This is a genomic window from Streptomyces sp. NPDC002536, from assembly GCF_053594995.1.
This window is the reverse complement of the sequence record NZ_JBSFWU010000058.1, coordinates 26,053-48,997: the sequence shown is the minus strand read 5'-3', so window position 1 is coordinate 48,997 and position 22,945 is coordinate 26,053. Positions and strand designations below refer to the sequence as shown.

The 22,945-nt window shown below is 70.3% G+C and carries 23 protein-coding genes; 9 read left to right on the top strand and 14 right to left on the bottom strand.

From position 1 onward, the window contains the following. Positions 1-145: 145 nt before the first annotated feature. The 4 genes from ACWD4B_RS21625 to ACWD4B_RS21610 form a co-directional block, all read right to left on the bottom strand. Positions 146-367: a hypothetical protein gene (locus ACWD4B_RS21625; protein WP_176606305.1), complete on the bottom strand. Its 222-nt coding sequence runs from the start codon at positions 365-367 to the stop codon at positions 146-148. A 14-nt stretch (positions 368-381) separates the two neighbouring features. After that, a complete protein-coding gene (locus tag ACWD4B_RS21620; RefSeq protein ID WP_451422252.1) occupies positions 382-681 on the bottom strand; it encodes a hypothetical protein in 300 nt (99 codons plus the stop codon). Between the two features lie 157 nt (positions 682-838). Then, complete coding sequence (locus tag ACWD4B_RS21615; protein ID WP_451422251.1) at positions 839-2,068, bottom strand: S8 family serine peptidase; 1,230 nt, start codon at positions 2,066-2,068, stop codon at positions 839-841. A gap of 237 nt (positions 2,069-2,305) precedes the next feature. Next, positions 2,306-3,535 carry an acyl-CoA dehydrogenase family protein gene (locus ACWD4B_RS21610; RefSeq protein WP_451422250.1) on the bottom strand — a complete coding sequence of 410 codons (1,230 nt, stop codon included), beginning with the start codon at positions 3,533-3,535 and terminating at the stop codon, positions 2,306-2,308. A gap of 184 nt (positions 3,536-3,719) precedes the next feature. Between ACWD4B_RS21610 and ACWD4B_RS21605 the strand changes: the two genes are divergently transcribed. Beyond that, complete coding sequence (locus ACWD4B_RS21605; protein ID WP_451422249.1) at positions 3,720-4,364, top strand: TetR family transcriptional regulator; 645 nt, start codon at positions 3,720-3,722, stop codon at positions 4,362-4,364. A 153-nt stretch (positions 4,365-4,517) separates the two neighbouring features. Here ACWD4B_RS21605 and def read toward each other — a convergent pair whose 3' ends face one another. Then, entirely contained in the window at positions 4,518-5,087 is a 570-nt protein-coding gene (def, locus tag ACWD4B_RS21600; protein ID WP_451422248.1) for a peptide deformylase, read from the bottom strand. A gap of 165 nt (positions 5,088-5,252) precedes the next feature. Between def and ACWD4B_RS21595 the strand changes: the two genes are divergently transcribed. The 5 genes from ACWD4B_RS21595 (at position 5,253) to ACWD4B_RS21575 (ending at position 9,680) form a co-directional block, all read left to right on the top strand. Continuing rightward, positions 5,253-6,491, top strand: coding sequence for a MurT ligase domain-containing protein (locus ACWD4B_RS21595; protein WP_390778637.1), 1,239 nt, complete (start codon positions 5,253-5,255; stop codon positions 6,489-6,491). A 26-nt stretch (positions 6,492-6,517) separates the two neighbouring features. Beyond that, positions 6,518-7,246, top strand: a complete 729-nt coding sequence (locus tag ACWD4B_RS21590) for a type 1 glutamine amidotransferase (RefSeq protein WP_336417238.1) — start codon at positions 6,518-6,520, stop codon at positions 7,244-7,246. 101 nt (positions 7,247-7,347) lie between these two features. Next, positions 7,348-8,373, top strand: a complete 1,026-nt coding sequence (locus ACWD4B_RS21585) for a 6-phosphofructokinase (protein WP_336417237.1) — start codon at positions 7,348-7,350, stop codon at positions 8,371-8,373. Positions 8,374-8,451: 78 nt separating this feature from the next. Then, entirely contained in the window at positions 8,452-9,411 is a 960-nt protein-coding gene (locus ACWD4B_RS21580) for a cytochrome c oxidase assembly protein (protein WP_451422247.1), read from the top strand. 110 nt (positions 9,412-9,521) lie between these two features. Continuing rightward, positions 9,522-9,680, top strand: a complete 159-nt coding sequence (locus ACWD4B_RS21575) for a hypothetical protein (protein WP_336417235.1) — start codon at positions 9,522-9,524, stop codon at positions 9,678-9,680. Positions 9,681-9,701: 21 nt separating this feature from the next. Here ACWD4B_RS21575 and ACWD4B_RS21570 read toward each other — a convergent pair whose 3' ends face one another. The 4 genes from ACWD4B_RS21570 to lanL all read right to left on the bottom strand — a co-directional run bounded on the left by ACWD4B_RS21570 (position 9,702) and on the right by lanL (position 13,928). After that, positions 9,702-10,091 carry an SSI family serine proteinase inhibitor gene (locus ACWD4B_RS21570; protein WP_451422246.1) on the bottom strand — a complete coding sequence of 130 codons (390 nt, stop codon included), beginning with the start codon at positions 10,089-10,091 and terminating at the stop codon, positions 9,702-9,704. 233 nt (positions 10,092-10,324) lie between these two features. Further along, positions 10,325-10,771, bottom strand: coding sequence for a DUF5990 family protein (locus tag ACWD4B_RS21565; protein ID WP_451422245.1), 447 nt, complete (start codon positions 10,769-10,771; stop codon positions 10,325-10,327). Between the two features lie 96 nt (positions 10,772-10,867). Next, complete coding sequence (locus ACWD4B_RS21560) at positions 10,868-10,990, bottom strand: ALQxL family class IV lanthipeptide (protein ID WP_336417232.1); 123 nt, start codon at positions 10,988-10,990, stop codon at positions 10,868-10,870. A 70-nt stretch (positions 10,991-11,060) separates the two neighbouring features. Continuing rightward, positions 11,061-13,928, bottom strand: coding sequence for a class IV lanthionine synthetase LanL (gene lanL, locus ACWD4B_RS21555; RefSeq protein WP_451422244.1), 2,868 nt, complete (start codon positions 13,926-13,928; stop codon positions 11,061-11,063). A gap of 235 nt (positions 13,929-14,163) precedes the next feature. On the opposite strand from lanL, the gene ACWD4B_RS21550 reads away from it, so the two are divergent. Then, positions 14,164-14,838 carry an HdeD family acid-resistance protein gene (locus tag ACWD4B_RS21550; RefSeq protein WP_451422243.1) on the top strand — a complete coding sequence of 225 codons (675 nt, stop codon included), beginning with the start codon at positions 14,164-14,166 and terminating at the stop codon, positions 14,836-14,838. 55 nt (positions 14,839-14,893) lie between these two features. On the opposite strand, the gene ACWD4B_RS21545 is transcribed toward ACWD4B_RS21550, so the two are convergent. The 4 genes from ACWD4B_RS21545 to ACWD4B_RS21530 form a co-directional block, all read right to left on the bottom strand. Beyond that, on the bottom strand, positions 14,894-16,174 hold the full coding sequence (locus ACWD4B_RS21545) for a hypothetical protein (protein WP_451422242.1): 1,281 nt from the start codon (positions 16,172-16,174) through the stop codon (positions 14,894-14,896). A gap of 405 nt (positions 16,175-16,579) precedes the next feature. Further along, positions 16,580-17,179: a methyltransferase family protein gene (locus ACWD4B_RS21540; protein WP_451422241.1), complete on the bottom strand. Its 600-nt coding sequence runs from the start codon at positions 17,177-17,179 to the stop codon at positions 16,580-16,582. A 127-nt stretch (positions 17,180-17,306) separates the two neighbouring features. Next, positions 17,307-19,400: an NEW3 domain-containing protein gene (locus ACWD4B_RS21535; protein ID WP_451422240.1), complete on the bottom strand. Its 2,094-nt coding sequence runs from the start codon at positions 19,398-19,400 to the stop codon at positions 17,307-17,309. Positions 19,401-19,546: 146 nt separating this feature from the next. After that, on the bottom strand, positions 19,547-20,185 hold the full coding sequence (locus ACWD4B_RS21530) for a LysE family translocator (RefSeq protein WP_451422239.1): 639 nt from the start codon (positions 20,183-20,185) through the stop codon (positions 19,547-19,549). A 169-nt stretch (positions 20,186-20,354) separates the two neighbouring features. On the opposite strand from ACWD4B_RS21530, the gene ACWD4B_RS21525 reads away from it, so the two are divergent. Together ACWD4B_RS21525 and ACWD4B_RS21520 are read left to right on the top strand one after the other, a co-directional pair. After that, positions 20,355-21,302 carry a glycoside hydrolase family 25 protein gene (locus tag ACWD4B_RS21525; protein WP_451422238.1) on the top strand — a complete coding sequence of 316 codons (948 nt, stop codon included), beginning with the start codon at positions 20,355-20,357 and terminating at the stop codon, positions 21,300-21,302. Positions 21,303-21,357: 55 nt separating this feature from the next. Then, entirely contained in the window at positions 21,358-22,137 is a 780-nt protein-coding gene (locus ACWD4B_RS21520; protein WP_451422237.1) for an SDR family NAD(P)-dependent oxidoreductase, read from the top strand. A 134-nt stretch (positions 22,138-22,271) separates the two neighbouring features. On the opposite strand, the gene ACWD4B_RS21515 is transcribed toward ACWD4B_RS21520, so the two are convergent. Then, the gene (locus tag ACWD4B_RS21515; protein WP_451422236.1) at positions 22,272-22,769 is read right to left on the bottom strand and encodes an RICIN domain-containing protein; all 498 of its coding nucleotides are present in this window, start codon (positions 22,767-22,769) and stop codon (positions 22,272-22,274) included. Positions 22,770-22,945: the final 176 nt, after the last annotated feature.

Below are 22,945 nucleotides of genomic sequence, written 5' to 3'. Positions count from 1 at the left end.
ACGACCCCGTCCGCGGGAGCCCCGTAAGGGGCGCGGGGCGGTCACATCATGCGGCTCCGCCGCGTGGGCGCGACCAGCCACCGACGGCCCGCAGCCGACGCACCGCCCGGGGTCCGGGGCGAAGCCCCGGGAAGGAGCCCCGCCCTCAGCCGGCGTGGGTGAGCTGCACCAGCGTGATGGTGTCGGCGCCGATGAGGATGACGCCCGCCACCCGGCCACGCGCAATGATCCGCATGATGCCGTCGTCGACGCCGTACGGCGCGGAGTGGGCGACGGGGTCGATCAGGGCGTCGAGGAGGCACACGGCGAGGTCGCGGCGCGGCTCGTCGGGCAGGCCCTTGTAGGAGTGGTGGAGCGTCGGGTCCATGCGGAGCCGGTAGGTCACGCGGCACCCCGGCTGTTGCGGTCCGCGGCGGAGTGCAGCTCGTCCGGCGCGACGTCGATGAGACCCGCCGTATAGGCGGCCGGCGGCCGGCCGTTCTCGTGGACGAGCTCCCGCAGCTGCTCCAACCGGGGCCGTTCCGCCTCGAAGGCCTCGACGAAGGCGACCCACCGCTCCAGGACGGCACCGATCTCGCGCACGTCGGTGAAGGACACCTCGCGCATGAAGGTGGCCCGCAACTCCGGGTGCGGCAGGGCGTGGCCGATCCTGTCGATCGTCCACGGCTGGCCGGTGCTCATCGGTCCTCCAGGCGTCGGCGGTTCGTGGGTGGTGACACCGTAGCGGACGGTGCAACGGACACGGCACGGCCGCCGCGCCCTTGTGGGGGTGGGGCGCAGCGGCCGGCCGGGGTACTGCTTCGGGGTGCTGCTCGGTACTACTTGGTACTGCTTGGTACTACTTGGTGACGCGCAGCAGCTTGTTGGGCGTGCCCTCACCCGGGTTGGAGATCTTGTCCGGGGTGGCGGCCGCGACCAGTGCCGACTGGACCTGTGCCGGGGTGGCGTCCTTGTGCTCGGCGAGGTAGACCGCGGCGGCGCCCGTCACGTGCGGGGTGGCCATGGACGTACCGGAGATGGTCTTGGTGCCGGAGTCGCTGTCGTTCCAGTCGGAGGTGATGTCCGTGCCGGGGGCGTACAGCTTGACGACGCTGCCGAAGTTGGAGAAGTCGGACTGCTGGTCGTCCTTGGTGCTCGAAGCGACCGTGATGGCCTCCTTCACCCGGGCGGGAGAGCTGTTGCCCGCGTCGGTGGACTCGTTGCCCGCCGCCACGGCGAAGGTGACGCCCGAGGCGATGGCCTTGGAGACGGCCGCGTCGAGGGCCTCGTCCGCGCCGCCGCCCAGGCTCATGTTGGCCACCGAGGGGCCCTTGTGGTTCTTGGTGACCCAGTCGATGCCGGCGACGACCTGCTCGGTGGAGCCGGAGCCCTGGGCGTCCAGCACCCGGACCGCCACGATCTTCGCCTTCTTGGCCACGCCGTGCTCGGTGCCGGCGATGGTGCCCGCGACGTGCGTGCCGTGGCCGTTGCCGTCGTCCGCGTTGTCGTTGTTGTCGATGGCGTTGAAGCCGTAGGAGGCGCGTCCGCCGAAGTCCTTGTGGCTGATGCGCACACCGGTGTCGATGACGTACGCGGTGACGCCCTCGCCCGCGCTGTCCGGGTAGGTGTACTTGCCGTCGCCCTTGGTGTCGGCCTGGTCGATCCGGTCCAGACCCCAGGACGGCGGGTTCTCCTGGGTGGCGTTGATGGTGAAGCGGTGGTTCTGGACCACCTTCGCGACGGCCGGGTCGGCGGCGAGCCGCTTGGCCGCGGTCCGGTCCAGCCCGCTGGCGGAGAAGCCGTGGATCGCCGAGCTGTAGGTGCGGTTGACCTTGCCGCCGTACCGCTCGGCGAGGTTCTTGCTCTCCTTGCCGGTGGCCTGGGCGGCAGCCATGCCCTTGCCGTCCTTCAGCATGACGATGTAGCTGCCGTCGACGGCGCCCTTGGACTCCGTCCCGTAGACGGTGCCCTCCTTGGGCGTCGATGCACCGGCGGGCAGAACCAGCAGCGTGGCTCCGGCCGTTGCGGCGGCTGCGGTGGCTATCGCCAGAACGAGACGCCGCTTCCCGGTGCGTTTGTGGGTTGCCATAACGAGGGTTCCTCCTCGTGCGGTTGTGTGGGGGATTGCGCGGTGCACGCGCAACAACACCCGGAACAGCGGATGATCCGCGTCCGGGTGCCCACGACCCTGTCAGGCTTGACACGCTCAGATCAAACCTTCACGGGGAGGTGTGAGATAGGCAACGTCGTTGTGTAACTACAAACCCCTTTGAACGACGGCAATTTGGAAACGTGTTGCGTTCAACTGCCGGGAACCAAAGCCGTATTAACGGATCGGCACACCGGAAACCGCCCGAGCGATGACGAGCCGCTGGATCTCGCTCGTCCCCTCGAATACCGTGTAAATGGCCGCATCCCGGTGCATCCGCTCCACGGGGTATTCGCGGGTGTAGCCGTTGCCGCCCAGGATCTGCATCGCCTGCGCCGTGACGGACTTCGCCGTCTCCCCCGCGAACAGCTTGGACATCGAACCCTCCGCCGCCGTGAAGGGTTTGCCCGCGGTCGCCATCCAGGACGCGCGCCAGACGAGCAGCCGGGCCGCGTCGATCCGTGTGCGCATGTCGGCGAGTTGGAAGGCGACGCCCTGGTTGTCGATGATCGGGCGGCCGAACTGGACCCTCGTCTGCGCGTAGTCCAGGGCGACTTCGTACGCGGCCCGGGCGATGCCGACCGCCTGCGCGCCCACGGCGGGGCGGGAGGCCTCGAACGTGGCCATGGCGGCGTTCTTCACGCGCTCGCCGCCGCCCGCGGCGGCGCGTTCACGGGCGCGCGCCAGACGCTCGTCCAGCTTCTCCTTGCCGCCGAGCAGGCAGTGGCCGGGCACCCGGGCGTCCCGCAGCACGACCTCGGCCGTGTGGGAGGCGCGGATGCCGTGCTTCTTGAACTTCTGCCCCTGGGAGAGCCCGGCCGTGCCCGGCGGCACGATGAAGGAGGCGTGGCCGCGCGGGCCGAGTTCCGGGTCGACGACGGCGACGACCACGTGCACATTGGCGATACCGCCGTTCGTGGCCCAGGTCTTGGTGCCGTTGAGCACCCACTCGTCCTTGGCCCCGTCGTACACGGCACGGGTGCGCATCGCCGCGACGTCCGAACCGGCGTCGGGCTCGGACGAGCAGAAGGCGGCCACCTTCACGTCGTCGGCGTCACCGTACATCTGCGGTATCCAGGTGCCGATCTGCTCGTCGGTGCCGTTGGAGAGGACGCCGACCGCCGCCAGGGCGGTGCCGGCGATCGCCAGGCCCAGACCGGCGTCGCCCCAGAAGAGCTCCTCCAGGGCCATGGGGATGCCCAGACCCGTGGGGTCGAAGAACTGCTGAGCGTAGAAGTCGAGCGAATAGAGGCCGATCTTGGCGGCCTCCTGCACGACGGGCCAGGGGAACTCCTCGCGCTCGTCCCACTCGGCGGCAGCCGGCCGCATCACATCGGCGGCGAAGCCGTGGATCCAGTCCCGGACGGCTTTCTGATCGTCGTTCAGCTCCAGGGCGAACTCGGCCATGTCCCCTCCCAGTCATCGTTACCATCGGTAACGCGAGTATGTTACCGGTCGGTAGGAGGCGTCAAGAGGCCATTGCCTCCGCCCGCCCCTCGAATCCGTTGCGTGGAGCGGGTGTTACGTTGCGCAGGCGTCATGCACCACGGGTCGTGACGTCATGAACCACAGGGGCGGGGAGGCACGTCATATGGAGACCAGCCAGCGGGACGATCAACAGCGGGCGGCGGAACAGCGGCGCAGGGAGCTGCTGGAGGCCGCGGACCGGGTGGTGCTGAGGGACGGGCCGGGGGCGTCCATGAACGCCATCGCGGCCGAGGCGGGGATCACCAAGCCGATCCTCTACCGGCACTTCGGCGACAAGGGCGGGCTCTACCGGGCGCTCGCCACGCGGCACACCGAGGCGCTGCTGGACGGGCTGCGCGCGGCGCTCGACGCGCCCGTCGGCCGGCGCGAGCGGGTCGAGTCGACGCTCGACACCTATCTCGCGGCCATCGAGGCACGGCCCCAGGTGTACCGCTTCCTGATGCACCCCGCGGAGGAGGAGCAGCCCGCGGAGCAGGGCTTCGACGTGGGACGCCACTCCGCACCGCTGCTGCGGCGGCTCGGCGAGGAGCTGGCCGAGGTGATAGCGGAGCGGGTCGACCTGGGCCCGGACGGCGCGGAGCTGGCGCGGGCCTGGGGCCACGGGATCGTGGGAATGATGCACGCCGCGGGCGACTGGTGGCTCCGCGAGCGGCCGTTCCCTCGCGCCCGCCTCGTCCGGCACCTGGCCGATCTGTTGTGGGGCCGCCTGGCGGTGGCGGGCGACCTGGCCGGAGGCCCGGGCTTCTGAGCCCCGGAAGGGGCGCGGGGAACTGCGCGATCAGCCACCGACGGCCTGCAGCCGACGCACCACCTTGGGGTCCGGGGCGAAGTCCCGGGACTTCGACTGCAGGCGCATCGTGGCTGATCGCGCAGTTCCCCGCGCCCCTTCCGGGGCGCCCCGTTACGGGGCGGTAATGCGCAGCATCTCGGTGCGCCCCGCCCACGAAGCCCTGCGCGCAGCGCGAAGGGTGCGCCACCGACGCAACCCGGTCAGCCGGTCCGTGTACAGGCCACCGTCGAGGTGATCGCACTCGTGCTGCAGGCACCGGGCGAAGAACCCGGTGCCGCGCACGTGCACGGGCGCACCGTCGACGGTGACACCCTCCACGACGGCCTCGTCGAACCGCTCGGTACCCGCTTCGAGGCCCGGCAGCGACAGACAGCCCTCGGGCCCGCGCACGGTGATGCCCCCGGTCTCGACCAGCCGCGGGTTGACGATGTGACCGACGTGGCGCACGTCCTCGTCGTCGGGGCAGTCGTAGACGAAGACCCGCAGGCCGACCCCGACCTGGTTGGCGGCGAGCCCCACACCGTTCGCCGCGTACATCGTGGCGAACATGTCCTCGACAAGCCGGGTCAGCTCCGGGCCGAATTCGGTGACCTCGGCGCAGGAGGTGCCCAGACCCCGGTCCCCGAGGAGCCTCATGGGTCTGACTTGTCCGGAACTGCCGGGTATCGAGCCTCTGCGCATGGGCTCAAGAGTACGTTCCTGCAGGCGGCCGGTTCGGGCCCCCGCCGGGATCTCGATAGGCTGATCCTTGACCGAGGCCTCCTGGCCGGCGATTCGGCACGGGGGGAGCGTTCCACCGGCGGACCAGGATCGGGCCCGGCGCGGATGCAAGGAGGATCTAGGACGATGGCAGGCAACACGGGGCCGCTGTCGCCGCGGGCCAAGCTGGCCGTGACGGCGGGCAAGGCTGCTGCGGCGGTGTCTCGGGCCGCGGGGCGCGGCAGCGGATCGGTGATCGGCGGCAAGGTCGCGCTCAAGCTCGACCCCGACCTGCTGGCCCGGCTGGCGACCCACCTGGACGTGGTCCTGGTCTCCGCCACCAACGGCAAGACCACGACGACCCGGCTGATCGCCGAGGCACTGCGGGCCAGCGGACCGGTGGTGTCCAACGCCCTGGGCGCGAACATGCCCGCGGGCATCACTTCCGCCCTGGCCGGCGGCTCGGACGCGCGCTACGGCGTGATCGAGGTGGACGAGAAGTACCTGGCGGGCGTCGCGCGTGACGTGAACCCCAAGGCCATAGCGCTGCTGAACCTCTCGCGCGACCAGCTCGACCGCGCCGCGGAGACCCGCATGCTGGCCGAGAAGTGGCGCGAGGGCCTGACCGGCAGCAAGGCCGTGATCATCGCCAACGCCGACGACCCGCTGATCGTGTGGGCCGCCTCCTCCTCGCCGAACGTGGTGTGGGTGGCGGTCGGCCAGGAGTGGAAGGACGACGCCTGGTCCTGCCCGTCGTGCGGCGGCGTGATGCAGCGCCCCGGCGACGACTGGTTCTGCGGCGAGTGCGGCTTCCGCCGGCCCACCCCGAGCTGGGCGCTGTCCGGCGACTACGTGCTCGACCCGCACGGCTCGGCATGGCCGATCCACCTGCAGCTGCCGGGCCGGGCCAACAAGGCCAACGCCACCACCTCCGCCGCCGTGGCCGCCACCTTCGGGGTGCCGCCGCAGGTGGCGCTGGAGCGGATGTACCAGGTGCAGGCGGTGGCCGGCCGGTACGACACCGTGAGCTTCCTGGGCCGCGACGTCCGGCTGCTGCTGGCGAAGAACCCGGCCGGCTGGCTGGAGACCTTCTCCCTGATCGACGGCCCCCCGGCCCCGGTGATCCTCTCGGTGAACGCCCGCGGCGCGGACGGCACCGACACCTCCTGGCTGTGGGACGTCGACTACACCCGGCTCGCCGGGCACCCGATCTTCGTCATCGGCGACCGCAAGCTCGACCTGGCGGTGCGCCTGGAGGTCGCGGGCGTGGAGTTCCGGGTCTGCGAGACCGTGGACGAGGCCGTGCAGTCGGCGCCGCCCGGCCGGATCGAGCTGATCGCCAACTACACGGCGTTCCAGGACGTCCGCCGCCGCGTCGGCAACTGAAGACCCACCACGGAAGGATTGTGAGCATGAGCCAGAACAGTCTGCGCGTGGTCTGGGTCTACCCCGACCTGCTCAGCACCTACGGCGACCAGGGCAACACCCTGGTCCTGGAGCGGCGGGCGCAGCAGCGCCGGCTGGACGTCCAGCGCCTGGACGTCCGTTCCGACCAGCAGATCCCCACCTCGGGCGACATCTACCTGATCGGCGGCGGCGAGGACCGCCCGCAGCGGCTGGCCGCCGAGCGGCTGCGCCGCGACGGCGGTCTCAACCGGGCCGTGGCCAACGGCGCGATCGTCTTCTCGGTCTGCGCCGGCTACCAGATCCTGGGCCACGAGTTCATCAACGACCTGGGCCAGCGCGAGCAGGGCCTGGGCCTGCTGGACGTGATCAGCACCCGCGGCGAGGGCGAGCGCTGCGTCGGCGACGTGCTCGCCGACATCGACCCGCAGCTGGGCCTGCCCCCGCTGACCGGGTTCGAGAACCACCAGGGCGTCACCCACCTGGGCCCGTCGGCCCGCCCGTTCGCCCGGGTGCGCTTCGGCAAGGGCAACGGCACGGGCGACGGCACCGAGGGCGCGTTCAACGACACGGTCTTCGGCACGTACATGCACGGCCCGGTCATGGCCCGCAACCCGCACATCGCGGACCTGCTGATCAAGCTGGCGCTGGACGTCAACGCCCTGCCGCCGGTGGACGACCGCTGGTACGAGGCGCTGCGCAACGAGCGGATCGCGGCGGCGACACAGCCCGCATGACGGACGGTCCGGGTCCCCGTCACCCCTTCTGAACTAGGGTGGCGGGGATCCAACCGGACGACGGGGTCCGGTCTCCGGCCCTGTTGTGAAGGTTCCCTGTCATGCGCATCGGTGTACTCACCTCCGGCGGCGACTGCCCCGGACTCAACGCCGTCATCAGGTCCGTCGTCCACCGCGCGGTCGTCGACCACGGTGACGAGGTCGTCGGCTTCCGCGACGGCTGGCGGGGCCTGCTCGAAGGCGACCACCGGCCGCTCGGCCTGGAGGACGTCGCCGGCATCCTGGCCACGGGCGGCACGATCCTGGGCTCGTCGCGGGTGCAGCCCGCACAGCTGCGGGACGGCGTCGAACGCGCCAAGGAGCACGTCGCCGACCTCGGCATCGACGCCGTGATCCCGATCGGCGGCGAGGGCACCCTGAAGGCGGCCCGGCTGCTGTCGGACGCGGGTCTGCCCGTCGTCGGCGTGCCCAAGACGATAGACAACGACATCACCTCGACCGATGTGACCTTCGGCTTCGACACCGCGGTCGGGGTGGCGACCGACGCCCTGGACCGGCTCAAGACCACCGCCGAGTCGCACCAACGCGTCCTCATCGTCGAGGTGATGGGCCGTCACACCGGCTGGATCGCCCTCAACTCCGGTATGGCCGCGGGCGCTCACGCCATCGTCGTGCCCGAGCGGCCCTTCGACATCGAGGAGTTGACCGAGGTGGTCGGCAAGCGCTTCGCCGACGGCAAGCGCTTCGCGATCGTCGTGGTGGCCGAGGGCGCCAAGCCGCGCGAGGGGACGATGGCGTTCGAGACCGGCGGCACGGACGTCTACGGGCACGAGCGGTTCGCCGGTGTGGCACGGCAGTTGGCCGTCGAGCTGGAGCAGCGGCTCGGCAAGGAGGCCCGCCCGGTCATCCTCGGGCACGTGCAGCGCGGCGGCACGCCCAGCGCCTACGACAGGGTGCTGGCCACGCGCTTCGGCTGGCACGCCGTGGAGGCCGCGCACCGCAAGGAGTTCGGCATGATGACGGCGCTGCGCGGCAACGACATCACGCTGGTGCCGTTGGCCGATGCGGTCGAGCAGTTGAAGACGGTGCCGGAGGACCGGTACGCCGAGGTCGAGTGCGTGCTGTGAGCCGACCCCGCGGCTGATCCCCCGCGAGTGCGCCTCTACTCTGGTCAAGGCGCATTGGTCCGAATTGGGAGAGAGTGGATGGATCACAGCGGGCATCACGGCATGATGATGATGGACATGCCGCCGTTCACGCTGGGACGGGGCCTGGAGTTCAGCGGCGACCCGTTCTTCATGATCGGCAGCCTGCTGGGGCTGGGGCTCTACGGCTGGGCCGTGGTGCGGCTGCGGCGACGCGGCGACAAGTGGCCCATCGGCCGGACCGTGGCGTGGGTCCTGGGCGTGCTGTCGGTGGCCCTGGTGATGTGCACCAAGCTCAACGACTACGGCATGGTCATGTTCAGCGTGCACATGGTGCAGCACATGGTCATCAGCATGCTCTCCCCCATCCTGCTCCTGCTGGGCGCGCCGGTGACGCTGACGCTGCGCGCGCTGCCCGCGGCGGGCCGCGGCCGCAAGGGCCCGCGCGAGTGGCTGGTCGCCCTGCTGCACAGCCGCTACATGCGCGTCATCACGCATGCGGCGTTCACGATCCCGCTGTTCATCGCGAGCCTCTACGCCCTGTACTTCACCCCGATCTTCGACTTCCTGATGGAGACGAAGACCGGACACATCGCGATGATGGTCCACTTCCTCGCCGTGGGCCTCGTGTTCTTCTGGCCGATCATGGGCGTGGACCCGGGCCCGCACCGGCCGGGCTATGTGATGCGGATGCTGGAGCTGTTCGCGGGCATGCCGTTCCACGCGTTCTTCGGCATCGCGCTGATGATGGCGACCCAGCCCATGATCGGCACGTACATGCACCCCCCGGCTTCGCTGGGCATCGACCCCCTGTCCGACCAGACGGCGGCGGGCGGCATCGCCTGGGCGTTCAGCGAGATCCCCTCGGTCGTGGTGCTGATCGCGCTGGTCTACCAGTGGTACCGCTCCGAGCAGCGGCAGGCGAAGCGGATCGACCGCAACGCGGCGCGGGACGGCGACAAGGAGCTGGCGGCCTACAACGCCTACCTGGCCTCGCTCCGGGCGCGCGAGCAGCAGTAGCAGACGGCCACCGGCCTATGGCGGACGGACCGCGGCGAGGAGACCATGGACTCCTGGCCGCGGTCCGCGCGTTTGTACGGCCTGGCGGGCCGCAGTTGAGGAGGTGCGGGATGCCCGGCTCGACAAAGGCGATGGCAGGACTGACGGTGGGCGCGCTGATCGCGGTGACCGCCTACTCCGTCGCACTCGGCAGCAACGGCTGGCTGTGGTTCACGTGGGTGGTGCTGGGGCTGGCGACGGTGGGAGTCGCGGTGGCCCGCAGAACGTGACGCCGCAGGCGCTGTGGCCGGTCAGAAACGGAAGACGGGCCCGGTGGCGGCGTCGAGCGCACAGGGGTTGGCGAAGGCCTTCCGCCAGTTGACGTCCTGCCCGTGCCACTCCCCCTTCGCGGTGGCGATCACCGGATCGTCCTCAAGGGTGCACGCGTGCGGCTCGCCACGCAGCGCGTCCGGCCGCCCGCCGGCCGCGATCAGGTCCCGGCAGGCCTCGGCCCCGTGCGGGTGCGGTCCGTGCGCCCCGGGGCAGCCGAGCCGGACACCGCGGATCCAGCTGTGCTCGGCACCGGAGACGGTCAGCAGGAGCCGCCCCTCCTCCTGCTCGTCGGCCGATGCCGGGACGAGCGGCAGGGCGAGCAGGGCGGTGGCGGTCGCCGCAGCGGCCGCGGTGGAGCATACGGACATGGGTGGATCTCCTCGGGTGCGGGATGCGGGATGCGGGGTGCGGGATGCGGGGTCGCGGGCCAGGCCACCGCGCACGGGTGCACGGCGACAAGCGCCCGCACCGCCCGCGTCGCCCGTCCGGCGGGGCCCGGCCACTCGGTTGGTCGCCGCCCTGTCAGGGGCGCGGGCATGTCGACTGCGGGTGTGTCGTGGCTGATCGCGCAGTTCCCCGCGCCCCTTACGGGGCGCAGATCCTAGTGCGCGGCCCACTCGACAACCGGCGGTACCACCCGCCCGCACAGCGGATGACCCTTGGCGTCGGTGAGGGCGAGCCGGGCCACCAGCGCACCGCGCCGCCGCGCCTCGGCGAGTACCTCGGGTGGGACATCGGCCAGCATCAGCTTGGCGCGCCGGAACATCCGGAGCTCCTCCTCCTGCGGCTGCCTCCCGATCCACGAGAGGTAGACGAAGCGTCCGCCGAGCCGGTTCTGCACGTACGGGCCGCGCAGTTCGCCGTCGGCAGTGAACGTGCAGGGGAACGTCCACGTCACCGTCGGGGCGTCGCCGGGCTGCGGGTCGAGCAGTTCGGCGGGGCGGTCCTTGCGCTGGACCGCGACCTCGATCCCGGCGGCCCCGGGAAAACCGGGCCCGGGCCCGCAGTGGCGGCCGGGCAACGTGTGGCCTTCGATGCGCAGTTGCATGCCGCCAGTATCGGACCATGGCGCCCCGTAAGAGGCACGAGCGGCAAGCCGGCCCGCCCCGTACGGCCACGGGGCGGACCAGCGTCGTTCACCGGCCTAGACGTTGGTCCAGGAACAGCTCCACGAGCAGCTCCACGAGCAGCTCGACGGGCAGTCGATGCTCTCCTCGAACTCCTCCTCGGACGGAAGCATCTGCAGCACGTTCACGTCGTTCGCCATGTTGGTCACCTCCTCTCGGAATGCGGTGGGTCTCCACACCGGGGGGCGGCCGGGGTGGAAGGGCTCGGTGTCACCGGCCGCCGGGCGGGCCGGTGAAGATGTCGGGCAGCCAGAGGCGGGGGCCGCCGTCCCGCAGGCGCAGCAGGAAGGCCAGTACGCCGGCGAGCCCCGTGTTGTAGTCGGGGGAGACGGCGGCGCCGGTCTCGTCCGGGGCGAGGATGCGGCCGTCGTGCAGGGCGTGACGGGCGTGGATGCTCACGGCGAGCTCCTCGGCCCAGCTGCGGTACTCGCCCTCGCCCGTCGCCTCGGCGAGGTCGAGCAGGAACTCGCCGTCGCCCGCCAGTCCGTGGCACTGCGAGGTGCCGGCGTGCCACCGGGAGCGGCGTACGGCGAGGGCCGCCCGGTGGCCGGCCTCGCGCAGTCTGTCGTCCGGGGTTTCCTGCCAGAGGCGTATCAGGAAGGTGCCGATCCCGGACGATCCGCTGCACCAGTGCGTCTTGAGGGGCCGGCTGGTGGGACCGGCCGGCCAGTAGGCGGCGCCGTCCTTCGCCTGGGCCGTCGCGAGCAGGGTTTCCCCGGCGTCGGTGGCCATGGCGAGGTGGCTGCTGTCGTGGCCGGCCCTGCCGGCGGCGAGCAGGAACGCTCCGACGCCGGCGACTCCGTGGGCGAAGCCGTAGTGGACGAGGCCGGCCAGGCGTGACGCCCAGCCGCGGGGAATCGGCCAGTAGGAGAGGTTCCCCCTGCGCTCGCGTGCCGCCGCGACCGCGTCGGCGGCCTCACGGGCCCTGTCCAGGAAGCGGTCGCTGCCCGTGTCCTCCCAGAAGCGGAGCTGGGTCATGCCCGCCCCGGCCGTGCCGTGACAGATGTCGGGGTTGGGCGAGTGCAGCGGTATGCGTTCGGCGAACTCCTGGGCTCGGGCGACCAGTTCCTCGTCGCCGAGGGCCCGTCCGGCGGCGAGGAGTGCCCATGCCGTGCCGGATCGGCCGAAGTGGAGTCCGGGCAGCGCGCGGGGTTCGCGCCCCGCCGTGCGGCCGATCCAGTGGGCGGCGGTGGCGGTGGCCTCCCGCAGGGCGGGGTCCGGGGCGGACTCGTATGCGCGGGTCAGTACGCCCAGGATGCCCGCGGCCCCGTGCTGGACGTTGCACGGGTCCGTCGTGGCGCCGAACGGCGAGGCGGGCCACAGGCGTTGCGGCGCAGCCGGGTCCATCGTGGTGAGGAGGTGGTCCAGCGCATCGCCGATCATCTGCTTCAGCCCTGCGTCGCCCAGCCGGCCGGTGCTCCGGGACGCGACCGCCCTGTGCAGGGGCGTGCCGCGGCGGAGGAGGTCCCGTACGGCGTCGGGTCCGGGGCGCCGGGCGGGGTCGTCGTGCATCAGGGCGACGATGGCGGGGGCAAGGCGTTGCGCGACGGGGTTGTCGGCGCACAGGGTGCCGAGCCACTCCCGGATCCTCCGGTGCTGAGGGCGTACGGACGGCTGGTCGGGCGGCAGTTGGGGGTCGACGCCGGTGGCGGCGTAGAAGAGGGTGGCGCCCAGGCTGAAGAAGTCGGCCGAGGGCTCGGGTGCCGTGCCGAAGAACGGGGAGGCGATCTGCTCCGGGGCGGCGTAGCCCGGCGTGTACACGCGGGTGACCGGATCGCCCCGGCGGGCGAGGTACTCCAGGTCGATCAGGCGGAGTTCCTCGTCCGGCAGCACCATGACGTTGCCGGGGTTGAAGTCCCGCAGCACGAGGCCCTTGCCGTGGACGTGCTCCACGAGTTCCAGCAGGCGCAGGGCGATGCGTTCGACGGCCTCGGCCGGCGGGCCCCACGTGGCGCCGTCGTGCGTGATGTTCTCGGTCACCCATCTGCGGAGCGTGACGCCCGGCAGCTCCTCCTCGACCAGGAAGAGCTCGTCCTGCTGCTCGAAGAGGGCGACCGGCCGCGGGGTGATGCCTGCCGGTTCCAGCAGTTCGAGCATCGCCGCTTCGTGCCGCCGTGCGTCGCGTACGTCCAGGCCGGTGAGGGTGGCGCCGGTGTGCGGGCGGGCCTGTTTGATGACGACGAGGAGGCCGGTGTCGTCCTCTATCGCGCGGTACACCCCGCCCGTGAAGGCGTGGCGGACGACCTGCCGTACGGTGTACCGGCCGTCGAGCCGTACGGATCCGGCAACCGTCCTGTCGGGAGCGGCAGTCGGCGAGGCGAACGGGTCCCGGGGCGCCCAGCGGGGCGGGGAGAACCATGCGTTGCGCTCGTCCCGGGCCGGTGTGCCGTCCGGGGCCAGCAGCATGGCCTCGTAGGAGCCGTCGTTGCCCAGGACGGGAATTCCTTCGTGGACACCGAAGCGGTAGTGCACCAGGCTGCCGGGGCGATACGGACGGTCGGAGAGGATTCCGGGACCGGGCAGCCCCAGGGTCGCCCGGTGCAGTTCTTCTGCCAGTTCCCGGAGTCGCGTCTCGTCGCCGTCGGGATATGCGGTGATGAACTTTCCGCCGCTGCCCCGGTCGTAGCCCCGGGAGACCAGTTCGGTCACCCGTGCCGGGGTTCCGGCGAACTTGAACGGGCAGCGGTGGCGGACCAGGACGTCTGCGGCCCGCGCCAGGACGAGCGGCGCGGACAGCGGGGTCGCGGAAAGGTGCAGTTTCCATCCCTGGATCCCGCTGCGCCTGTCGTGCGGCGCGACATGGGACCAGAAGTCCCCCTGGCCGACATGCCATTCCGTTGCACCGTGACGGGAAAGGGCCGCCCGAACGCACTCGGAAAGCAGTGAAACCTCACCGGGGAATTCACGATCGTCGTACGCCACGAGTACGCCCACTTCCGGAGATCCATGCCCGTCACCTGGCCTGCCCGGCCACTCAACATAGCCGCCGAAGAGGCCCGTTGACCCGGCCCCGCCGGAACCCTGTGCATGGGCCACACGGAAACGGCCAGAGGAATGATCGACTTCATTTCCCGGCATTTCATTGCCATTTCATCGCGGGCGCAGGATCTCCACTGGCCAGTTGATTCCCGATACGGACCGATACGCTTCGGTTCAGCGGATTCCGTTGAACCGTCCGGTAGGCGATCTGGCGCAAAAGAGCTCTGCGCACTTCTCCGGTTGCCGCTGCTCCGGAACCTGTGCAAGCCTGAGGACAAGAAGCGGTCGGCCGCCTGCTCAAGAGCTCTCCCCGGCTTCAGGAGAGGCGAGTGCTATGGCAACCCCGCATACATCAGGCGAACACCACGACACGGAGCCGCAGGGCTTCGAACCCGGCGGTGGCCCAGGAGCGTTGGCCCGGGCCGGCTGGCAGATTCTGCTGACCACCGGCGTGGCATCCGTCGCCCTCGGCGTCGTCGTCCTGGCCTGGCCGAAGGCCAGCCTCACCGTGGTCGGCGTCCTTTTCGGCATCTATCTGCTGGCCGTCGGAGCCTTCCAGCTGGCAGGGGCCTTCGGGGACCACATCCCCGGTCACCTGCGCGTCCTGGGCTTCATCAGCGGCGGCCTGTGCGTCCTGCTCGGCCTGGTGGCCCTCCGCGGTCCGGCGCAGTCGATCCTGCTGCTCGCACTCTGGATCGGCTTCGGCTGGCTGTTCCGGGGCGTCATGCTGACGGGGGTGGCCCTGTCCACCGCGGCCCTGCCCGCCCGGGGCTGGCAGGTGTTCCTCGGCATCGTCAGCATCCTGGCCGGCATCGTGATGGTCAGCGCCCCCTTCCACTCGATCGCCGTGCTCACCCTGGTCACGGGCATCATGCTCGTCGCACTCGGGCTGATCGAAGCGGTTCACGGCATCCAGCTCCGCGCCCGCCTGGGCCGGACCTCCCGGCCTGCCGCACCGAGCGCCGGTGCCGGGCACGGTCACCGCTGGCACCTGGGCCATCAGCACTAGAACGCGCGCGTGGAGGCCCGGCGGTATCCACCGGGCCTCCCGACGCGGTTGCCGGTTACTGCGCGAGCGACTTCGCGAAGAGGCCGTAGAGCTTCTTGTACGCGTCGTCCTTCTTCGGGATCAACACCTGGACGGTAATGGTCAGATGACCCTTGGCCGGGACGATGTGGACGCCCTCCGGCGGGGAGCCGAGGAGGACCTCGCCGTTGGAGCCGTCCTCGATGATCATCCCCCAGAAGGTGGCGACGAATTCCTTTGCCAGGACCGATCCGTCGGGGAGCTGGCCGAAGCCGAGGTTCCAGTGCTTCACAGCCGTTTCCCCGGCGTGCATGGTGATGTCGTAGGAGTAGATGTACTTGTGGGTCTCCCAGTCCTCCCAGCTGGAGTTGAACTTGTACTCGACCCTGAGGTCCTTGTCGGCCGCGGTGAAATTCACCGTGTCGGGGGCCGACTCCTGAGCACCGCGCACGGCCTTGGCCGTCACGCTGTGCTTGCCTAGGCTCCAGCCGCCCTGGGGGGCGAAACTCCAGACGTTGGTGGCCACCTTGGCGGTGCCGATCTCCTTGCCCCCTTCGGTGAGCGTCACCGTGTCGGCGTTGAACGCGACGCCGTCGACGGAGACGCCGGTGTCCACCTCGGTGCCCTCCTTGGGAGAGCGGATGTCCACGACGGGAGTCGGCAGGGTGACGTAGAAGCGGAGGTACGCCTTGCCGGACGTCACGTTGTCCCGCACGGCCATGGCGGAGAGATCGTGCTGCCCGAGCGTCCAGTCGGCGTCCGGCGTGTACTCCCACGTGCTGTCCTTGACCGGGCACGCGCCCAGTTGCTTGGCCCCTTCGTAGAGCAGCACCTGCTGCGCGTCGGGCGTGGCGCTGCCGCGCACGGCCTGCCGCCGGTTCTGGGTCTGCGCGCCGGCCTTGGGCTCGGTGAAGACCGGGAGCGGGACGGGCTTGGGGGCCGCGAGGGCCGACTGGGCCTGGTCGTTCCACGTGCTGGTCGGGCTCCCGGAGAGCGGGATCCGGGTCAGGTCGGCAATCTCCGAATTCGCGGACACGGGTAGCTGCGAACCGCCCTGATTGGTCCGGGTGAAGAGGATGTTGTCCTTGCCGGTGTTGTTGACGACGCTGCTCACGCCGTCGTCGCTCTGGTCGAATCCGTAGTCGCTGAAGTTGTTCGCCGTTCCGTCGACGGGGATGACGAGAATCTTGTCGCGCGGTCCCCCCACGTTGAAGTTGACGTCGGCGAACAGACAGAAGGAATTCTTCGGGGCCTTGTCCTTGCCTCGGCCGCGGATGACATACGGCTCGTCCGCGGATTTTCCGTTTCCGTTGGCCATTTCGAACCCTCGCCTTCGTTTCGCCCGGCTGGAGCACCGCAAGGCTGCCCAGGGGGATGAACCACGGTCAATTACGGCAAGGACGTTCGAACTCCTTCAGGACATGCACCTGTTGGCCGGATTCCGGTTGGGCCACGGCGGGAGAGTTGCGGCGGGAGCCGCCGTTCCGCTGCCGGCGCCCTGCCGGCTCCTGGGCACCGTTGCTCACACCTGCCCCGGACGTGGTGGCCGAGTACCGGGTGCCGGGTCCGGGCAGCCGGCTGCACACTGCCGCCGCCCAGGGTGCCCGACGCCTGGGGACGCGGATCTTCCGCAACGAACCGGCCGATGTGGCGAGGGCGTTCACCGCGCACCTGTCCGGCGAGGGCCGCTTCACGGACCGGCGCCCTGGTCTTCAGCGGCGCTTCACGCCGCCGGAGCGTCTCCGCGGCGTCGCAGGCGCGGGACCAGCCGCGGGACGCGCCGCTTGTACTCCTCGTACGCACCCGGGAACGCCTCGCTCATCAGCTTCTCCTCGACGCTGATCTTCCACTGCATCAGGCCGAAGGCCAGCAGCACGGCCACCACCCAGCCGCCGAGCAGCATCAGCAGTGCGGTGCCGATGAACATGCCGAAGATGCCGGTGTAGATGGGGTGCCGGACGATCGCGTAGGGGCCGTCGGTGCGCAGTTCGTGGCCCTGCTTGGCCACGGGGGCGGAGGTCCACATCAGGCCGAGGCGGATGCGGGCCCAGATCGCGAAGGCGGTCGCGGCGATCAGCACGACGGCGCCGACGGCACGCAGCCACTGCACGTGCACGGTGAGCGGGTCCCATGTGCCGTGCGGCAGCAGCGTGTTCACCGTCACCGCCACGACGATCCCGGCCGCGATGCTCCACCGCTGGAGCGGCTGTCCGCGCTTTCGTACGGCCGGGGACCGGCGGGCGTTGTAGAGCGCGCCGAGGGCCCACACGGTCAGGAACGTCAGCCAGCAGACGACGTCGATCACCGTCGCGCGTGGCGCCACTGCGCATCGGTCATGTTCGCCTCACCCCCTTCGGCCGGGACGGCCGCCGCGCCACCACCGGCTTTCCGATGAGACGCGGCGGCCTGCCGACAGGTTGCCGTGCAGCGCCTGCGGCGATCGTCGGACGTCAGTTCTGGCGGAAGTCCACGAAATCGGCCTCGCCACTGGCGCCCTCGCTGTGCGAACTGGTGAACACTCCCACGTCCTGAACGGGGTTCACCCGCGGGAGGGTTGCCGCACCGACCCGGGTCCATGCCGTGCCGTCCTCCGAGCGGTACCCGGTGAAGGTCGAGCCCGAGCGCGTCAGCTTCAGCCAGGTCGGGTAGGCGGCCGTACCGCTTCCCTCGTTGGACGGAGCGCTGTTGGCGTCCAGACGGCCACTGCCGGTGCTGTCCCACTGCAGGACGTAGCCCTTGCCGGGGGCTTCGGCGAGGATGACGTAACCCGGTGCGGATCCGGACCCGGTGATGTCGTTGCGCACCATGATCCCCGCCTTGGCCCATTCGTTGGTGGATGCCTGGGCCGTCAACTTGACGACGGTCGTGGAGCCGTCGTGCTCCGCGCCCGGTCGGTAGATCGCGCTGTACTGGTCGACGCCGGACCACAGGTCGGCACCTGCACCGTCGATCGCGAGGCGGTCTCCCTGCGCGCCGAAGACGGCGGTGGTGTCGGTGAAGGTCTTCAACGGGGCCCGGACCGGGGCTGCGAGCTCCACGGCATGCGGCGCGGTGATCGTCCGGGAGCCGCCCGGCCCCCGGACGGACGCGGTGCCGCTGATCGTGGCGTGGGTGATCGGCGCGGGGAGGACGACCGGGGCGGTCACGCGGAACCTGGCCACCGCCTGCTGCCCGGCGGCGAGTCGGTCGAGGCGGACGGGCGTGAGCGGGGTCGCGGTCCACCCGGCGGGCGCCCCGACACCGAGCTGCACGCCGGTGGCGGTCCGTGTGCCCTCGTTGATCAGGGTGGTGGTCACCGTGTCGGAGCTGCCGGCCGTCCAGCCGGGCACGGTGGCGTCCAGCACCAGGTGCGGCGCGTACCGGCCCGGCGCGACGGTGGGCGACACGCGGTACATCACGGTGCCGTGACCGGGCACGGCAGCGCTGATCGCCCCGGCGCTCTCGGTGGTGCGGTGCTCCCACAGGTCCCGCAGAACGTACCCGCGCGCGGGGCCCAGCCCGATGTCCCGGGCGGTGGTGGAGATCACGGCGGGTGCGGTGTTCTCGTTGAACAGCGTCACCGCGACGCTTCCGTCGGCGAGGGGCTTGGCGAGCACGTCCAGACCGTTCTTCATGCTCACCGGCCGGCCCTGCCTGCCGAGCCGGTCCTGGTCGACGGCGATGACCTCCTTGTTGCCGTAGACGGCCAGGGTGTCGGGCCGTGCCGACCGCAGGTCGGCGCCGGAGATCAGCGGGGCGGCCATCTCGGCCCAGAGCGAGAACTCGGTGCGGTCCTCGGCCGGGGTCATGCCGTTGCCGACCTCCAGCATGTCGGGGTCGTTCCAGGCTCCCGGCCCGGCCGCGTCGGCGAGCTTCACGTTCGCGTGGAAGATCGACAGCATCCGGCCGTAGGACGCGTCGATGTCACCGGTGGTGCGCCAGAGGTTGCCGACGGGACGGGCCCAGCTCGTCACGGCCTCCTCGCCCCAGTTGCAGAGGCTGTAGACGATCGGGCGACGCGTCCTGGCCAGGGCATCGCCCATGGCCCGGTAGCGCGTCCGGGAGGGGACGCCGAGGTTGTGGCAGTTGTCGTACTTGAGGTAGTCGACTCCCCAGGCGGCGAAGGAGTCGGCGTCCCGCTGCTCATGGCCGAGGCTGCCGGGATAGCCGGCGCAGGTCAGTGTGCCGGCGCTCTCGTAGATGCCGAGCTTGAGGCCCTTGTCGTGCACGTGGCGGGCCACGCCCGCGATGCCGTGCGGGAACTTGGCCGGGTCCGGGACGAGTTGGCCGTCGGCCCCGCGGGAGCCCGCCATCCAGCAGTCGTCGATGTTGACGTACGTGTACCCGGCGTCCCGCAGCCCGCTGGTGACGATCTTGTCGGCGGTCTCCTCGACGAGTTTCTCGCTCACGTTGCAGCCGAAGGTGTTCCAGTCGTTCCAGCCCATGGGCGGGGTCCGGGCCAGACCGTTGTCGAGGGCGGCGGCCGGGGTGGCGGCGACGGGCAGCGCCGCCAGGGGTGCCGCTGCCAGCGCGACAGCGATGAGAGCAGCCCACGTTCTTCGCATCGGTTCTCCTGTGGCGTCAGGGACAACATGGTCTGATGCCTTACGTCGAGCGCGGGGGGATCGAACCAAAACCAACACAACCAGTCAAGGGGCAACAGAAGATAACCGAAAGCAACGAAGGCCGGAGGGATCTCCCCGTCAGCCTGTCAGTCCTTCCGCCCCGTCACGGCGACACCGACACCAAGGCCGATCATCGTGAGCCCGCCCAGGCCACCGACCAGGGCGAGCCGCCGCGGCGAACGGGCGAACCAGTCCCACGCGGTGGCCGCGGCCAGTCCCCACACACTGTCCGACACCACGCCGATTGCGGTGAACACCAGCCCGAGCAACAGCATTTGAGCCGCGGCATGTCCTCGTTCACGATCGACGAACTGCGGCAGCATCGCCGTGAAGTACACGATCGTCTTCGGGTTGGCCACGCCCACCGCGAACCCCTCCCACACCGAGCGCAGACCCCCTCGCGAGGACCGTCCTCCGGTGAACGCGGCCTGCAACGACCGGCGTTGCCGCCACGCCTGCACCCCGAGGCACACCAGGTATGCGGCACCGGCCAGTTTCACCGCGATGAAGACGAGGACCGAGCGTTCCACGACGGACCCGACCCCGAACGCCACGGCCACGATGAGCACTTGGGCACCGAGCATGTTCCCCGCGACGGACGTCAGAGCGGCACGGCGCCCCTGCGCCAGCGCCCGGCCGATCACGAACAGCACGCTCGGTCCGGGTATCACGATGACCAGGAACGACATGGCCACGAAGGCGAGGATGCGGGCGCCGGACACCATGGAGCCATGTAAGCACGACGGCCCCAGCACCCCGCCTCCCCGAACCCAATGAGTCGGATCCGGCCAAAATCCGTTCCTGTTCCTTCAATCATGGGCACTCCCCCGCTTGACAACGCCTCCGACCGGGCAATTGCTAAGCGCACCGCCGAGGCCGAAGGGAATGATCCGCATGGGGATCTACGGCCAGGACTGGGCCAGTTACCAGTCGTCAACCCCGGACACCGGCGGCCTGTCGTTCGCGTTCGTCAAAGTGAGCGAGGGCCTGTCGTACATCAACCCCAAATGGGCATCCCAGCGGGACCATGCCAAGGCACACGGCCTGGTCTGGGGCGCCTACCACTACCCCCACATGGCCAACAGCCCGTCCGACGAAGCCGACTTCTTCCTCGCCCAGGTCGCCTGGCAGCCGGGTGACATCGTCGTCCTCGACTGGGAAGGCTACGACGACGCCAACAGCGGCGTCTCCAAGGCCCGCCAAGTCGCCTACCGGGACGCCTGGCTGAGCTACGTCAAATCACGGATGCCCGATCACGCGGTCGGCATGTACTGCAATCTCGACTACTGGCTGCACGTCGACACCACCTGGAACTGCGGCGACTTCCTCTGGATCGCCACCGCCGGCCGTCCCGCCGGCAGCCCCGGCATACAGGCCCCCTGGCTCTTCCACCAGTACAGCGACGACGGCGTCGACCGCGACTACTGCCATCTCCGCAGCAGAGCGGCTCTCCGGGACTGGTCACTGTCCTTCCAGCAGCAGCCCGCACCCCCCACCCCTCGCTACGCGGAGGACGACATGCTCGCGTACCTGCCCCCGATCCCCGCGAACACGACCGTCGACATACCGGTCGAACCCGCGGGGACCCTGGCCTCCCCCCAAGGTGGCACCAACAAGGGCCCGTTGTGGCTCTGTCTGGCTCCGCAGGGCGCCGACGGCCAGGTGGTCACCACCCTCCACCACGAAAGAGGCGACTGGGACGCCCCCGCCGCGGCTGTCACCGTGTCCCTCACCGGCAGCAAGCTCGTCCTGCAGCTCCCGGCCGGTGCGAACGTGGACAAGGTCCGGATCCACTCCACGGCCCCGCTGCTCGGCTACATCACCGGGCGCCAGGTCGCCTGAGCACGTGTTCCACCCCGGTCGCCGCCACCGCGGACACGCCGTCTAGGGTGCGGGCATGAGCTCAGACAGCTACCTCTCCGGCCTGTTCTCGCTCGACGGCCGGGTCGCCGTGGTGACGGGCGGCAGCTCCGGCATCGGCCGGGCCATCGCCGGGGCGCTCGCGCGTGCGGGGGCGAGCGTGGTGATCGTGGCGCGCAAGGAGCCGGACCTCGTCGCCACGGTCGAGGAGTTGACGGCGGACGGCTGCCGGGCGGCCTGGGTGAGCGCCGACCTGGGCACCCGCGAAGGGGTGCGCGCGGCGGCGGAGCAGGCGGCCGCGGTGTTCGGCGAGCCCGACATTCTCGTCAACAGCGCCGGGATCAACCTGCGGCCGCCGATGGACGAGCTGAGCGACGAGGTGTGGGACACCACGATGGCGGTGAACCTGGAGGCACCGTTCCTGCTGGGCCGACGCTTCGGACCCGGCATGGCCGAGCGGGGCTTCGGGCGCATCATCCACATCACCTCCCAGCAGGCGCACCGGGCGTTCGTCCAGAGCGGCGCCTACGGAGTCTCCAAGGGAGCACTGGAGTCACTGGCCCGCTCCCAGGCCGAGGCGTGGTCGTCGCACGGCGTCACCTGCAACACGCTGGTGCCCGGCTTCGTCATGACCCCGCTCAACGAGCGGCTGTCGTCCGACCCGGAGAAGGTGGCGGCGCTGGCCGCACGCACCCTGGTCGGACGCAACGGCCTGGCCGAGGACTTCGCGGGAGCGGCGGTGTTCCTGGCCAGCGGCGCATCCGGCTACGTCACCGGTCAGTCGATCTTCGTCGACGGCGGGTTCTCCGTCCACTGAGGCCGGACGAGCAGGTGCCCCTGGGCACCCTCACCCGCGGTGGATCTCTTGGCGCAGACGAATGCCCCGGTCCGGAGGGACCGGGGCACTGATGCAAGGGCTCCACGCCGAGCGCCGGGATGCTGCGCCCGTGCTCAACCGATCGGGAGCTCCCAGCGCTGGTTGTTGCCCCCGTTGTACTCCCACATCTGGGCCCGGGAACCGTTCTCGGTGCTGAAGTCGTTGATCTCCATCACCTGGTTGTTGGGGGTAGCGCCGGCGTAGAAGACAATTTCCTTCTGGTCGTCCTCGCCCAGTTGGGCCACCCACCACGACTGGTTGAGACCGCCATTGCAGTCCCACTGGATGAGCTGGGATCCATCGCCGATGTCCCCGCCAGGGGCGTCCAGGCACTTTCCGGAGTTCGCGTTGACGACAACCTTGCGCTTGGATCCGTCCGGAGCGTTCCGGATGAACCACCTCTGGTTGGCGCCACTGTGGCAAGACCACTGCCGGACGGCGGCGCCGTTGTCCTTGCTCCAGTCCGCCACTTCCAAGCACTGATGGCTGTACTTGTTCTGGATGACCACACGCTCAGTCGGAACGGCCGACGCGGGTGCGATCTGAACCGTCGCCATCAACGCGCCGGCCATCCCGAGAACGGTGGCTGCTCTCTTCACAGGCACATGCATGATTCCCCCAATTACACAGTCTCTGTAGGCCGTCCTGCCCCGTTGGAGCGGTGGCTCGCGGACACTATAGACGGACCTTGATCATTTAGCACCGGCTCGGCATCGACCCGGGCAACAAGAGCCCGGGCCGCAAGCGG

Coding starts and splice junctions, on each gene's coding strand:
- ACWD4B_RS21585 (WP_336417237.1), top strand. CDS start 7,348: ATGCGCATCGGTGTACTCACCTCCGGCGGCGACTGCCCCGGACTCAAC.
- ACWD4B_RS21575 (WP_336417235.1), top strand. CDS start 9,522: ATGCCCGGCTCGACAAAGGCGATGGCAGGACTGACGGTGGGCGCGCTG.
- def (WP_451422248.1), bottom strand. CDS start 5,087: ATGCGCAGAGGCTCGATACCCGGCAGTTCCGGACAAGTCAGACCCATG.
- ACWD4B_RS21595 (WP_390778637.1), top strand. CDS start 5,253: ATGGCAGGCAACACGGGGCCGCTGTCGCCGCGGGCCAAGCTGGCCGTG.
- ACWD4B_RS21605 (WP_451422249.1), top strand. CDS start 3,720: ATGGAGACCAGCCAGCGGGACGATCAACAGCGGGCGGCGGAACAGCGG.
- ACWD4B_RS21565 (WP_451422245.1), bottom strand. CDS start 10,771: ATGCAACTGCGCATCGAAGGCCACACGTTGCCCGGCCGCCACTGCGGG.
- lanL (WP_451422244.1), bottom strand. CDS start 13,928: ATGCCGGGAAATGAAGTCGATCATTCCTCTGGCCGTTTCCGTGTGGCC.
- ACWD4B_RS21535 (WP_451422240.1), bottom strand. CDS start 19,400: ATGCGAAGAACGTGGGCTGCTCTCATCGCTGTCGCGCTGGCAGCGGCA.
- ACWD4B_RS21530 (WP_451422239.1), bottom strand. CDS start 20,185: ATGGTGTCCGGCGCCCGCATCCTCGCCTTCGTGGCCATGTCGTTCCTG.
- ACWD4B_RS21520 (WP_451422237.1), top strand. CDS start 21,358: ATGAGCTCAGACAGCTACCTCTCCGGCCTGTTCTCGCTCGACGGCCGG.
- ACWD4B_RS21570 (WP_451422246.1), bottom strand. CDS start 10,091: ATGTCCGTATGCTCCACCGCGGCCGCTGCGGCGACCGCCACCGCCCTG.
- ACWD4B_RS21515 (WP_451422236.1), bottom strand. CDS start 22,769: ATGGCCGGCGCGTTGATGGCGACGGTTCAGATCGCACCCGCGTCGGCC.
- ACWD4B_RS21620 (WP_451422252.1), bottom strand. CDS start 681: ATGAGCACCGGCCAGCCGTGGACGATCGACAGGATCGGCCACGCCCTG.
- ACWD4B_RS21560 (WP_336417232.1), bottom strand. CDS start 10,990: ATGGCGAACGACGTGAACGTGCTGCAGATGCTTCCGTCCGAGGAGGAG.
- ACWD4B_RS21525 (WP_451422238.1), top strand. CDS start 20,355: ATGGGGATCTACGGCCAGGACTGGGCCAGTTACCAGTCGTCAACCCCG.
- ACWD4B_RS21550 (WP_451422243.1), top strand. CDS start 14,164: ATGGCAACCCCGCATACATCAGGCGAACACCACGACACGGAGCCGCAG.
- ACWD4B_RS21625 (WP_176606305.1), bottom strand. CDS start 367: ATGGACCCGACGCTCCACCACTCCTACAAGGGCCTGCCCGACGAGCCG.
- ACWD4B_RS21610 (WP_451422250.1), bottom strand. CDS start 3,535: ATGGCCGAGTTCGCCCTGGAGCTGAACGACGATCAGAAAGCCGTCCGG.
- ACWD4B_RS21615 (WP_451422251.1), bottom strand. CDS start 2,068: ATGGCAACCCACAAACGCACCGGGAAGCGGCGTCTCGTTCTGGCGATA.
- ACWD4B_RS21590 (WP_336417238.1), top strand. CDS start 6,518: ATGAGCCAGAACAGTCTGCGCGTGGTCTGGGTCTACCCCGACCTGCTC.
- ACWD4B_RS21545 (WP_451422242.1), bottom strand. CDS start 16,174: ATGGCCAACGGAAACGGAAAATCCGCGGACGAGCCGTATGTCATCCGC.
- ACWD4B_RS21580 (WP_451422247.1), top strand. CDS start 8,452: ATGGATCACAGCGGGCATCACGGCATGATGATGATGGACATGCCGCCG.